Annotated in this window: 12 protein-coding genes; 10 read left to right on the forward strand and 2 right to left on the reverse strand. The window is 54.9% G+C overall.

Annotated elements, in window-relative coordinates:
• Positions 1-7: 7 nt before the first annotated feature.
• The 6 genes from J1836_RS21840 to J1836_RS15060 all read left to right on the forward strand — a co-directional run bounded on the left by J1836_RS21840 (position 8) and on the right by J1836_RS15060 (position 6,218).
• On the forward strand, positions 8-994 hold the full coding sequence (locus J1836_RS21840; RefSeq protein WP_278189503.1) for an IS66 family transposase: 987 nt from the start codon (positions 8-10) through the stop codon (positions 992-994).
• Positions 994-1,584: an IS66 family transposase gene (locus J1836_RS21845; RefSeq protein ID WP_278189504.1), complete on the forward strand. Its 591-nt coding sequence runs from the start codon at positions 994-996 to the stop codon at positions 1,582-1,584. The genes J1836_RS21840 and J1836_RS21845 overlap by 1 nt, the downstream gene beginning before the upstream one ends.
• A gap of 22 nt (positions 1,585-1,606) precedes the next feature.
• Positions 1,607-2,017 (forward strand): hypothetical protein, encoded by a 411-nt coding sequence (locus tag J1836_RS15045; RefSeq protein ID WP_207251960.1) that lies wholly within the window; start codon positions 1,607-1,609, stop codon positions 2,015-2,017.
• 1 nt (position 2,018) lies between these two features.
• A complete protein-coding gene (locus J1836_RS15050) occupies positions 2,019-4,415 on the forward strand; it encodes an FtsX-like permease family protein (RefSeq protein ID WP_207251961.1) in 2,397 nt (798 codons plus the stop codon).
• Complete coding sequence (locus tag J1836_RS15055; protein ID WP_207251962.1) at positions 4,405-5,520, forward strand: lipocalin-like domain-containing protein; 1,116 nt, start codon at positions 4,405-4,407, stop codon at positions 5,518-5,520. The genes J1836_RS15050 and J1836_RS15055 overlap by 11 nt, the downstream gene beginning before the upstream one ends.
• 110 nt (positions 5,521-5,630) lie before the next feature.
• A complete protein-coding gene (locus J1836_RS15060) occupies positions 5,631-6,218 on the forward strand; it encodes a superoxide dismutase (protein ID WP_207251963.1) in 588 nt (195 codons plus the stop codon).
• A gap of 61 nt (positions 6,219-6,279) precedes the next feature.
• Here the strand turns inward: J1836_RS15060 and J1836_RS15065 are convergent, their stop codons facing one another.
• On the reverse strand, positions 6,280-6,897 hold the full coding sequence (locus J1836_RS15065) for an SCO family protein (protein WP_207251964.1): 618 nt from the start codon (positions 6,895-6,897) through the stop codon (positions 6,280-6,282).
• 392 nt (positions 6,898-7,289) lie between these two features.
• On the opposite strand from J1836_RS15065, the gene J1836_RS15070 reads away from it, so the two are divergent.
• Genes J1836_RS15070 through J1836_RS15085 form a run of 4 tightly spaced genes read left to right on the forward strand, consistent with a single transcriptional unit; the run spans position 7,290 to position 12,367 of the window.
• Positions 7,290-8,483: an aspartate aminotransferase family protein gene (locus J1836_RS15070; protein ID WP_242632871.1), complete on the forward strand. Its 1,194-nt coding sequence runs from the start codon at positions 7,290-7,292 to the stop codon at positions 8,481-8,483.
• Entirely contained in the window at positions 8,480-9,421 is a 942-nt protein-coding gene (gene argF / locus J1836_RS15075; RefSeq protein ID WP_207251965.1) for an ornithine carbamoyltransferase, read from the forward strand. Before J1836_RS15070 ends, argF begins: the two co-directional genes overlap by 4 nt.
• Positions 9,418-10,236 carry an exodeoxyribonuclease III gene (locus J1836_RS15080; protein WP_207251966.1) on the forward strand — a complete coding sequence of 273 codons (819 nt, stop codon included), beginning with the start codon at positions 9,418-9,420 and terminating at the stop codon, positions 10,234-10,236. The genes argF and J1836_RS15080 overlap by 4 nt, the downstream gene beginning before the upstream one ends.
• Positions 10,181-12,367: a patatin-like phospholipase family protein gene (locus J1836_RS15085; protein ID WP_207251967.1), complete on the forward strand. Its 2,187-nt coding sequence runs from the start codon at positions 10,181-10,183 to the stop codon at positions 12,365-12,367. The genes J1836_RS15080 and J1836_RS15085 overlap by 56 nt, the downstream gene beginning before the upstream one ends.
• Positions 12,368-12,421: 54 nt before the next feature.
• Here J1836_RS15085 and J1836_RS15090 read toward each other — a convergent pair whose 3' ends face one another.
• On the reverse strand, positions 12,422-12,982 hold the full coding sequence (locus J1836_RS15090) for a YceI family protein (RefSeq protein WP_207251968.1): 561 nt from the start codon (positions 12,980-12,982) through the stop codon (positions 12,422-12,424).
• Positions 12,983-13,004: the final 22 nt, after the last annotated feature.

The raw sequence follows: 13,004 nt of genomic DNA on the forward strand, positions 1-13,004 counted from the left end.
TCCCCCGATGACCCAACAACTGAAAGACCACAGCCTCAAACAGCTTAACAGCCAGTACCTTGCCAAGCTCACGCCGGAGGAACTGCTGCACCTGTCGACCAAGTTGTTGCATGACCTGAAAGAAGCGCGGGAACAGATCAACCAAAACTCCAACAACTCCTCCAAACCACCCAGCAGCGGTTTCCCGTGGGAAACGTCACCCAAAACGGTGGCTTTGCCCGAAACAGAAGGGGTGGGTGCAGCCAGAGGAAAGCCAACCCCGGAACCAGAAGCTGTGGCGGGCACAAAGCCAGCCCAACCAGCCAAACGCAAAGCGGGTAAACAACCCGGCGCACCGGGTTATGGTCGGGTATGGCATCCGCCCATCAATGCAGACGAACACCATTACCCCAGCCGATGTGAAGCCTGTGGCAGGTCCCTGGATGCGGCTGTCTCCCGTATTTATACCGCCTATGACAGTGTGGACATCCAGTTTGGCACGGATGGGAACCCCGGACTGACCGTCATCACCACCCGCCACCACCTTCACGATAGCGTATGCACCTGCGGTCATGTGAGCCGCCATATCCCGCATCGCCAAGCTCCCGACCCGTTATACCCGGAGGTTGATGTGGGCGAGTGGCGGCTGATTGGGGGCAATCTGGCGGCACTTATTGTCCACCTACGGCTGCGCTCACGCTTGTCACTGCGTGGCACACAAGAACTGTTGCGGGAGGTGTTGGGCATTCCCCTAAGTGTCGGGGTGTTGCAGCAATGTTTTGAGGAAGCAGCCGCGAGTGCTTCTCCATTGGAAGATGCCTTGGTGGAAGGGCTGTTGGCAGAAGCCACCGCTGACGGCGGGGTGCTGTATATTGATGAAACCTCTTGGAAAGAGCGTGGCGAAGCCCTGTGGCTATGGACATTCGTCACCACCCTCAGCGTTTGTTTCTACGTAGGGCAGCGCACCATTGAAATGCTCGACAACGTGATTAGCCCCCACTTTGGGGCTGGCTGATGAGTGATGGCTATGCCGCTTACCGCCACCACCCCAAACGCTTGCGTTGCTGGGCGCACCTGATCCGCAAAGCCCGTGGGCTGGCAGAATCACTGGACAAAGACGGGCGGACGTTTGGCAACTTCACCCTCGCTTGGCTGAGGGTATTACAGGACGACATTTACGCTTGGCGGGCAGCAGGCGGCACGGTGGGGACGCAAACCGACGTGATCCGTCAACGCCATCAGGCAAAACTCCTGGAATTCAGGGCATTATGCTTGATCCATGCCGTATCTGCCCATGACAAGACGGCGGCACTGGCGAAAGAGTTCATCAATGATTGGGATGCCATTTTCCGAATCCTTGACCACCCGTGGCTTCCCTTGACCAATAATGAGGCTGAGCGGGCGTTGCGCCATTGGGTGATCCTGCGCAAAACCAACCATGGCACAAAGAGTGCTACGGGGAGCCGTGCGTTTGCCATGCTGGCCAGCATCATCGGTACTTGCCGCAAACGTGGACAGTCTGCCTTGGCTTATCTTGCCAGTGTTATTACCGCTGCCCGCGCTGGCTTTGCCCTGCCCGCTTTACCGCAAGGGGTGGGGATGTGATCAATTACATGTGGGCAGGGTTTTGAAGCAATTAAAAGCCTTGCGGTTTGCGGATGAAACCATTTACTTGCGTTCGGCTTCGTTAAATATTGTGAATGGCACGGTGGGGCTGAATTTCTCGTGTGACGGTTCGCATTACCTGAGTTACGACGAGTTTCTGTCCAAAGGCTTGGATTTTTGGTTTGGTGATAATAGCAGCATTGCGTCTGAAGTGGCGTGCGCGGTGCAAACACTCGATACGCACCGGCTGGACGCGGAGGTGGATGTGCTGGCGAGTCTGGGCTGTATCCAAGTGAATAAGTTGTTGTACGCCTTGGAAAAAGGTGATGTACCGGAGCGCGTGGCGGCGTTTAGTGTTGATGAACGTGATTACATTTACCGCGAACTGAAAGCGGTGATGGATGTGTACGAGGGCGGTGTATGCGGGTTGTAACGTGAGTAATACCTTGCTGGTACGTTCCAGTTGGCGCTTTTTCACCCGGCATCCTTGGCAGTTGTGGCTGACCCTGTTGAGCATTGCGCTGGGTACGGCGGTGATTATTGCGGTGGATTTGGCGAATCAAAGCGCGGGGCAATCGTTTCGTGCCTCGGTAAATGTGCTCTCCGGCACGATGACGCATGACATCACTGCGGTGCGTGGCACTGTTCCCGACGACTTTTACCGGCAGTTACGGGTGGAATGGGGGTATCGGGAGTCTGCGCCCGTGGTGGAAAAGACGCTGGTGCGCGACGGTGTGCAATATACGCTGCTGGGGATTGACCCGTTTGCCGCGCCGTTGCAGCAAGCCGCTGGGGTGAACATTGCCGCTGCTGAGGTCAAGCGCTTGCTGACTGAGCGGGGGGCGCAGGTGAAAATCAGTGATGAGTTATGGGTGGCGGATATTGCCACGGTGCAAGGTGATTCGCCCGGTTTAACGCGCATCCAACTCAAGTTAACGGAAGCGCGAGCCGCTGAACTTCAAGCCCGCCTGCCGCCGACCCTCAAACTCGAATCCTTTGATTCCCGCCAACAAGTGTTCACCCAGATGACGCAAGCGTTTAGCACCAATTTGCTGGCAATGAGTTTGCTGGCGATGCTGGTGGGGGCGTTTTTGGTCTACAACACCATGACGTTTTCGGTATTGCAGCGGCGGCAGGCGTTTGCGATTGGGCGCATGGTCGGGGTAACGGGTGGGCAGTTGTTCCGCCATTTGTTGCTGGAAGCTTTGGTGTTGGGGGTGGTCGGTAGCGTGTTGGGTGTGCTGCTCGGCGTATTGCTGGGGCAGGGCTTGCTGGTGTTGGTGACACAAACCATCAGCGATTTGTACGTGAGTGTGCGGGCGACGGATTTGTTGCTGACTCCGGCGGTATTGCTGAAAGGCGTGGGCATTACTTTGCTAGCGGTATTGGTGGCAACGTTAGCGCCTGCGTGGGAAGCGGCGCAGGTGTCGCCGGTGCAAGTGCAACGGCAATCGACGTTGGAACAGGGCAATCAGCGTAGGGGGACGGGCTTGGCGGTGGTAGGCGTGGTGTTGATGTTGGCGAGTGCGGGGTTGATTGGCTATTCCGGTAAGCAGTTGGTGACGGGGTTTTTCGGACTGTTTTTGCTGATTGTGGGGTATAGCTTGGGTGTGCCGCTGGTATTGCGCGTGGCGTTGCACGGTTTGCAACGGTTGCGGTTGAGTTTGTTGCCGCGTATGGCGATACGCGGGGTGCAGGCGAGTTTGAGCCGTACCAGCTTGGCGATTATTGCGCTGACCGTGGCGGTGTCGGCAACGGTGGGCGTGAGCATTATGATCGGCTCGTTTCGGGCGAGTGTGGCGGAATGGCTGGAAATGACGCTTGCCAGCGATTTGTATGTGTCGGCGACTTCGCAGGAGGCGTCGCGGGTGGATGGTTCATTGCATCCCGATTGGTTGGCACGGGTGCAAGGGTTGGCTGGTGTTGAGGCGGTGAGTACGGGGCGCACGACGCGGTTGACGGTGGAAGATTTTCCGATGCCTGCGTTGGTGTTGCAGCCGAGTCGTCATAGCGGGCGCGGGTTTGCGTTTTTGGAGGGGGATGCGGCGGCGATTTGGCGGCGGTTTCTGGCGGGCGAAGGGCTGCTGGTGTCTGAGCCGTTTGCGTATCATCGGGGCAAGCGGCGCGGTGATACAGTGCAGGTGACGACGGAAGTGGCGGGCAAGGTGAATTTGCCGGTGTTGGGGGTGTTTCGCGATTACAGTGCAACGCAGGGCATGGTGGTGTTGCCGCGTGGGTTGTACGAGCGTTATTGGGCGGATCGGGGGATTTCGTCGATTGGGTTGCAAGCGGCGGCGGGAGCGGATGTGGCGGGGCTGAAGCGGCAATTGCAAATCTGGGCGGGTGAATTGCAGCAGGCGGGGCAGCCGTTGGTGGTGCGTTCTAACCGGGATATTCGCGAGTTTTCCTTGCAGGTGTTTGACCGGACGTTTGCGATTACCAATGTGTTGCGGCTGCTGGTGATTATTGTGGCGTTCGTGGGCGTGTTCAGTGCGTTGATGGCGTTGTTTTTGGAAAAGGGGCGTGAGTTTGCGATTTTGCGGGCGACCGGATTTACGCCGCAGCAATTGCAGCGCTTGGTGCTGGGGCAGGCGGCGTTGATTGGGTTGCTGGCGGGGCTGTTATCGTTGCCGCTGGGGTGGTTGCTGTCGGTGGTGTTGATCGAGATTATTAACCAGCGTTCGTTTGGGTGGACGATGCAAACGCATGTGTTCGTGTTTGTGCCCTTGCAGGCGGTTGCACTGGCGTTGGTCGCGGCGTTGCTGGCAAGTCTTTATCCGGTGCGGCGCATGGGGCGAGCCTCGGTGCGGGAGGGGTTGGATGCACGGTAAATGGTGGTTGGGGTTGTTGTTGGTGGTGGTGTTGATGGGGTGTAGCAAAGCGCCAGAGCCGGATGCGTTTGATTTGAATGCGGCATTGGGTGGGGTGGCGGATGCGCGGTTCACCCGTGTGCTTGCGCCACGCGCTTTTCAGTTTCCGCAAGATCACGCGGCGCATCCCGATTTTCGTAACGAATGGTGGTATGTGACGGGCAATGTGCAAACCGATGACGGGCGGCAGTTCGGCTATCAGGTGACGTGGTTTCGGATTGCATTAACGCCGGATAAGCCCGTGAGTGTTTCACCGTGGGCAAGTAATCAGGTGTGGATGGCGCATGTGGCGTTGACGGATGTACAAGCGGGTGAGCACTTGCATGAGCAGCGGTTGGCGCGGGGTGCGGCTGGGTTGGCGGGGCAATCCGTGCAACCTTTCCGTGTGTGGTTGGAAGATTGGCAGATGGTGGGCGACGGTGCGGGAGAATTTCCGTGGGCGATTGCGGTGAAGGCCAAAGATTTCACGCTGAATTTGCAATTGCGCCCGCAAAAGCCGCCAGTGTTGCAAGGTGATCAGGGATTGAGCCAGAAAAGCAGCGAGGTGGGCAATGCCTCGTATTATTACTCGCTGACGCGCTTGCAGACGTTGGGGGAAATTTACCGCGATGGGCAGCGTTTCACCGTGACGGGCGAATCGTGGTTGGATCGGGAATGGAGTACCAGTGCGCTGGGGACGGATCAGGCGGGGTGGGATTGGTTTTCGCTGCAATTGCACGATGGGCATGAGGTGATGTTTTACCGTTTGCGCAAAAAGTCCGGGGAAACGGATGCGCACAGTGCGGGGAAGTGGGTGTTGCCGGAGGGTGCGGCGCAAACGCTTGCCAGTGATGATGTAAAGCTGAAACCGTTGCGTTATTGGCAGGCGGCAAGTGGAGCGCGTTATCCGGTGGCGTGGGAGATGTCTTTGCGGCAGCAAGGAAAACGCTGGCGAATTGAAGCGGTGGTGGATGATCAGTTGATGGAGACGGGGATTACGTACTGGGAAGGCGCGGTGCGGGTGGTGGATGCTGACAACGGCAAGTTGCTGGGGCAAGGGTATTTGGAGATGTCAGGTTATCAATGACACGACGATGACAATCCACTCAGTGAACACGGGCTTATTGCGCCGCACGCCCAAAATGCCCTATCTTACGCGCTGTACATAAATCCTAACCATTAGAGGAGTAACGACACATGGCTCATACCCTGCCAGAACTGCCTTTCGCGAAAGACGCACTCGTTCCACACATGTCGGCTGAAACGCTGGAATTTCACCACGACAAGCACCACAACGCTTACGTGACCAACCTGAACAACCTGATTCCGGGTACTCAGTTTGAAAGCATGAGTTTGGAAGAGATCGTGAAATCCGCACCGGCTGGTGGCGTTTACAATAACGCAGCACAGGTTTGGAACCACACCTTCTTCTGGAACTGCCTATCTCCTAACGGCGGCGGCGCACCAACAGGCGCACTGGCTGATGCCATTGATGCGAAATGGGGTTCTTTCGACGCCTTCAAAACTGCATTCACCGCTTCTGCCGTGGGTAACTTCGGTTCTGCGTGGACTTGGTTGGTCAAGAAAGCTGACGGTTCTGTAGACATCGTGAACATGGGCGCGGCTGGCACACCGTTGACTACTGGCGATACAGCCCTGCTGTGCGTAGACGTGTGGGAACATGCGTACTACATCGACTACCGCAACCTGCGTCCTAAATTCGTTGAGACCTTCCTCAACAATCTGGCGAACTGGGAGTTTGCTGCCGCGAATTTCGCTGCGTAATTTCCGCGTTGTTGAAGGCAAAAAGTCGAGCTTGTCTCGGCTTTTTGCGTTTGGGGGCGCGTTATTGTAATTCTTGACGAATGCTCTCTGCCACCGTCGCTGGTGTCATGTTATGCGGCAGGATGGTCACAAACTTACCTGCCTTGCTGATCAAATACGTGTTCGAGGTGTGATCCACCAAATACCCCATCGCCGATTTGCTGGGCACTTTGGCGTAAAATGCGCCGTATTGACGCGTCGCTTGCTGCACCTCTGCCGCTGTGCCGGTAATGCCGATGAGGTTGGGGTGAAAGTGTTGTGCGTAGTTCATCAGGGTATCGCCCCCATCGCGCTCTGGGTCAACACTGATAAAGATCGGCTGCACTTGTGCCAATTCCTCTGCCGTCAACGTTTTTAGCCCTGCGCTGATGATCGCTAAGCTGGTGGGGCAAATGTCTGGGCATGAGCTGTAACCGAAATACACCATGACCACTTTATCTTGAAAATCGCTTAATTTAACGGGTTTGCCCTGTTGGGTGAGGGTGAAATCGCCACCGAATGTGCCTGCTACCACTGGAACGCGTGTACCCGTCTGGACGCTAGCGGGGCTAGGGCTGGGTTTGGCACTGAGTAGGTATTGCGCGGTAATAATGCCGACAACAAAAGCAAACAGGGCAATGAGGATGGGCGTTTTTTTCAAGGGTGTCTCTCCGGTGTAAGTCATTCAGGCATACAATACATGCTATCACCATAAGGGATAAATACCGATGACACTCGCTACATTCATCGCTATGCAGCCGGAACGCTGGGAATGCTGAGTGGTGTTTGCGTTGCCATTGGTGGTGGCAACCTCACATACTTTGGTAGCGGCGTTATTGCTGTTGGCGGTATTGGCGTTGAATCATTGCTTGTATTCGCGCCACTAATACCTCCTGATCAGGGTATGTTAGAAACCCCTTGACAACGCACTAATTTGGTGATTGACAAGCAAAGAGTGATTGCCTATAGTCTTTCGCTTTCTCGCAAAGGCAGCCTGTTTTGGCTGCCTTTCGCATTTATGGCTGTTGTGGCGGATTTTTTGGAGGTTTTGCCGTGACCAATGCAGTAATGCCGACGTATGCACGTTTGCCCGTCACTTTCGCGAAAGGCGAAGGTGCTCTCCTGTGGGATACCGCAGGCAAACAATACTTGGATGCCCTGAGCGGCATTTCCGTTTGTAACGTGGGTCATGCACGACGCGAAGTCGCGGACGCTATTTGTGCGCAGGCACATGAATTGCTGCATACCTCGAATCTGTATCAGATCGAACACCAACAAGCCTTGGCGGAAAAGCTGTGTGCGCTATCGGGTTTCGATAACGTGTTTTTTGGCAATTCTGGCGCGGAAGCGAATGAAGCGGCGATCAAGATTGCCCGTTTGTACGGTCACAATAAAGGCGTGGCAATCCCGACCATTATCGTGATGAGCAATGCGTTTCACGGGCGCACGATGGCAACTGTGACCGCGACGGGCAATCCGAAAGCACAATTAGGTTTTGCCCCGTTGGTGGAAGGGTTTGTGCGCGTCGAATACGGTGATGCCGATGCGGTTGCGGCGTTGGCTGGTAATGCCAATATCGTGGCAGTCTTGGTCGAGCCAGTGCAGGGCGAAGGCGGAATTCGGATTCCGGCGGATGATTACTTGCCGCGTTTACGCGCCATTTGTGATGCCAACGACTGGTTGCTGATGGTGGATGAAATCCAATCCGGCATGGCGCGTACTGGCAAGTGGTTTGCGTTCCAGCACACCGGCATTCAGCCGGATGTGATGACCTTGGCAAAAGCCTTGGGCAACGGCGTGCCGATTGGCGCGTGTTTAGCGGGTGGCAAAGCAGCCAACGTCTTCGGCCCCGGTAATCATGGCTCTACTTTTGGTGGCAATCCGCTGGCGTGTCGTGCGGCGCGTGCCGTTATTGCTGTTATGGAACAAGAAAATCTGACCGCTAGAGCGGCGGAGTTAGGTGATTACTTCGTGTCGCAATTCCGTACCAAACTGTCCGGTGAGACAGGGGTGCGCGAGATTCGAGGCAAAGGTTTAATGCTGGGTATAGAGTTAGAACGTGATTGTGGTGAGTTGGTGAAGCAAGCCTTGGAGCAGGGGTTGTTGCTCAACGTGACGGCGGGTAATGTTATCCGCTTGTTACCGCCATTAATCATTACGCAGGCACAAGCCGACCAAATAATAACTATGGTAACTGAGTTGGTGCAGGCATTCTTGCACCCCGCTGTTGGAGAGAGAAACGCATGAAGAATACGCCGGTCAGACATTTTCTGACCCTCAGTGATTTTACCCCGGTTGAGCTGATAGGCTTGATTGGGCGAGCCATTGAACTTAAAGCGATGTGGAAACGTGGCGACGCGCATGAGCCGCTGCATTTACGCACCTTAGCAATGATTTTCGAGAAATCGTCCACCCGTACCCGCGTTTCCTTTGAAGCAGGGATGACGCAATTGGGCGGGCATTCGATGTTTTTGTCACCGAACGATACCCAATTGGGGCGGGGTGAGCCGATTGAGGATTCCGCTCGCGTGATTTCGCGTATGGTGGATGTGGTAATGATTCGCACCTTCGAGCAGGAAAAAGTGGAGCTGTTCGCAGCGCATTCCCGCGTGCCGGTCATTAATGCGTTGACCGACAAACATCACCCCTGCCAATTGCTGGCAGATATGATGACGTGGATCGAACAGCGTGGCTTACCCAACGGCAAAACCGTGGCGTGGATTGGCGATGGCAATAATATGTGCCATTCGTGGATGGAAGCAGCGAAACTGTTTGGTTTCCACCTAAACGTGGCTTGCCCCGAAGGTTATGACCCTGATGGGGATATGGTTGCGGCAACCTTAGGTTCGGTGACATTTTTCCGTGACCCAATTGAAGCAGCTAAAGGTGCGGAAGTGGTTGTTACCGATACGTGGGCAAGTATGGGGCAAGAAGCGGAAAAGAAAATCCGTGAGACAGCCTTTGCTGGCTACCAAGTCACTACCGAGATGATGCAACTGGCACAACCGGATGCACTATTTATGCACTGCCTGCCTGCGTATCGCGGTTTGGAAGTATCGGCGGAAGTGATGGATGGCGCACAAAGCGTGGTCTGGGATGAAGCTGAAAATCGCTTGCACGCCCAAAAAGCGCTGCTGGAAGTGCTGGTGTGCGGCTTCCCTGCGGGTGTTTCTGAGGCGGCATGAGAATTATCTCCGCTAATACCAACGGCATCCGTTCTGCTGCGAAAAAAGGCTTCTTCGATTGGATGAAGCAGCAGCAGGCGGATGTCGTGTGCATCCAAGAAACCAAGGCGCAAATCCACCAGTTGGAAGCCGACCGCGCCGTGTTTTTTCCTGAAGGCTATTACTGCTATTACCATGATGCTGAAAAAAAGGGTTATAGTGGGGTGGCAATTTATGCCCGTACTGAGCCGGATACGGTGATTAGGGGGATGGGGTGCGCTGAATTTGATGCGGAAGGGCGTTACATTGAAGCGCGTTTCGGCAATCTTAGCGTGATTTCCTTATATTTGCCGTCAGGTTCATCTGGGGAAGAGCGTCAGCAGGCTAAATACCGTTGCATGGATTACTTTCTGCCACATTTGGTGCAAATGAAAGCGGATGGGCGGGATGTAGTGATTTGCGGCGATTGGAACATTGCGCATCAAAATATTGACATTAAAAACTGGAAAGGCAACCTGAAAAACTCCGGTTTCTTGCCAGACGAACGCGCTTGGTTGGATAAGCTGTTCCATGAATTGGAGTTCGTGGATGGTTTCCGTGAAGTGAATCAGGCAGCCGAGCAGTATACGTGGTGGTCGAATCGTGGGCAGGCGTGGGCAAAAAACGTTGGCTGGCGGATTGATTACCAGATTCTTTCGCCATCACTGAAGGGCAAGGTGAGCGCGGCGGCGATTTATAAGGATGAACGCTTCTCCGATCACGCTCCCCTGAGCTTAGATTATGTTTTTGAAATCCCTTGTCGCACTGTGCTTGGTGTTGAGTCTCTCGAAGGCTAACGCAGCCGAAACCCCGCATCGCCCCAAAATTGGTCTGGTACTCGGTGGCGGTGGTGCTGCCGGTGTCGCCCACGTTGGAGTGCTGAAAGTCTTGGAAGCCAATAACATTCCCATTGATGTGATTGCGGGCAATAGCATGGGGGCGATTATTGGCAGTTTGTATGCCTCCGGTATGAGTGCCGCCGAAATCGAGAAGGTGGTGCACGATCTGGATTGGATCAGCTTGTTCCGCGATGACCCCTCCCACGAAATCAAGTCTTACCAACAAAAACAGCAAAGTGCGGACTTTTTCAGTGCGTTCAGCGTTGGCGTGTCTAAAGACGGGGTGAAATTGCCCAGTGGCTTGATTGACGGACAACGCCTGATGTTTGAATTGCGGCGTTTGCTGAAACCAGTGGAGCGGGTGAGTAATTTTGACCTGTTGCCGATTCCGTTTCGGGCGGTGGCGACGGATATTCGCACGGGCGCGGCGGTGACATTGAAGCAGGGTAATCTGGCGACAGCAGTACGGGCGAGTATGTCGATTCCGGGGTTGTTTGCGCCGGTTACTATCGACAACCGTTTGCTGGTGGATGGCTTGGTGTCGAATAATTTGCCGGTGGATTTGGCTAAGCAGATGGGGGCGGATATTGTCATTGTGTCCAGTATTCCACCGGAAACCAACCGCACATTAGATTCGGCGCTGGATATTAGCTTGCAGTCGATGGATTTATTGATGCGCAAAAGTAGCGCCAGCCAGTTGGCGTTGATGCGTACCGGCAAGCATATTTTGATCGAGCCGCCCGTGGGCGATATTGGCAATTTGGCGTTTGATCGGGTGGCGGAAACCATTCCGCGTGGGGTGCAAGGGGCGCAAGCACAGTTGGCAGCATTAAAAGAACTCGCACTGCCTGCAGGAACGATACCTCGACAGACACAAGCGCACCTTAAAGATACCCCGATTCGTGTGGCACGGGTACAGCTTGAAAATGAGTCATCTCTGCGCGATACCTTGGTGCAGGAAAAACTCGGTATTCAGGCGGGCGATGTGTTGGACGACCAGCGTTTGCAAGCAGGGTTGGATCGCGTTTACAGCTTGGGGTATTTCAGTTTGGTGGATTATCACCTGACGCAACGTAGCGATGGTGATTATGACCTCAATGTGATGGCGCGTAAGGCAGCGCAGGGAGATCAGCGCGTCAGTGCCGGGTTTGCATTGAGCGATGATTTCAATGGTGATACGGGGTATCAGGCAGGGGTGAAATACGTGCGGCAGGGCTTGACGGATAAGGGTACGGAATTACGGCTGCAAGGTGTGATTGGGGAACGCATCCTTGGATCGGCGGAATTGCATCACCCGTTACAGGATAATAATGCGACGTTTATTGCGCCGCGTGCGTGGTATCAGGAACGGGATGCCAGCATCGTGAGTGATGCGCAGCAAGTCGCCGAATTGCGGGCGACCGAAGCGGGTGCGCAACTCGATGTCGGGCGGGCGTTGGGCGATAGTGCTGAAGCGCGAGCGGGCGTGTTTTACCAGCGCATAGAACCGGAGGTGAAGACGGGAACGCTTACCTTACCGGGGGATTCGCTAACCGAAGCGGGGCTGAAAGTGCAATATCAGGCGGATACCTTGGATTCGGTGAATTTCCCCACCACTGGCGGACGGGTGAAGGCGGCGTATACGCACGGCTTGAAAGCCTTGGGTGGCGATAGCCATTTTTCCCGCGTGGAGTTGGAAGGTGAGCGGGTGTGGAGCAAAGAAAAGCATCGTTTGATTGCGAGTGGGCGGCTGGAGGCGACTGCCAATAACGAAGAAGGTTTGTTGTATAACACGGGCACGGTACTGCAAACCGGGCGTTTGGCGTTTACGGATAATGATCAGTTGATTGGCAATTTCACGCTGGATGGCTCGTTGACGTACATGCGTCAATTGGCGGAAGTGCCACAAATTGCCAAGGTGCATGTCGGCGCATCCGTGGGGGCGCGGCAAGCGTGGCAGGAAGCGGCAGATGTAAAGCCGGGTGATTTGCGGGCAACAGGTTCGGTGTTTGTCGGCGGGGAAACGCCAGTGGGTCCTGCGTTTATTGGCGTGCGCAAAACTCAGGGCTTGGATCAGGAAGCGTATTTTAATTTCGGGCGGGATTTTTAAAGACCCTCACCCCAACCCCTCTCCCGAAGGTGGAGGGGCTTAGAAAGGATTGGATTATTTCTTTACGCCTTCGATTGATAGGATCATTTCGACTTCTTTGGAGGCTGGCCCCAAATCCTTCTCAATGCCGAAGTCGGCTAGGGCAAACTTGGTGCTGCCTTCAAAGCCACGGCGTGAACCACCCCACGGGTCAGGGCCTGCACCGATTTCTTTCACGTCAATTGTAATGGGCTTGGTAATACCGTGCAGGGTCAGATTGCCTTCGAGCTTGCCGCTGCTGTATTTGGTGCTGACGAATTTGGCTTCAGGGAATTTGGTAACGTCTAAGAAATCTTCACCGCTTAAGTGCTTGTCGCGCTCGGCGTGGTTGCTATTAACGCTGGTGGTGTCAATGGTGACTTCTACCTTCGCAGCGTCGGGCGTTTTCTCGTCGTAACTGAAGTTGCCGCTGAATTTGTCGAAGCGCCCATACAACCAGCTATAGCCCAAGTGCTTGATGCGGAATTGAATGAAGGCGTGCATCCCTTCGGTGTCGATGGTGTAGTCTTCCGCGTGTGCGGTGTTGCCTGTCAGTAAACCCAGCGTCAGCAGTGAGGTGGCGATGATTTTTTTCATGAGTGTTTCCTTGGTGTGCATG

Origin of the sequence: Thiothrix fructosivorans (genome assembly GCF_017349355.1) — a bacterium.
Lineage (GTDB): Bacteria > Pseudomonadota > Gammaproteobacteria > Thiotrichales > Thiotrichaceae > Thiothrix > Thiothrix fructosivorans.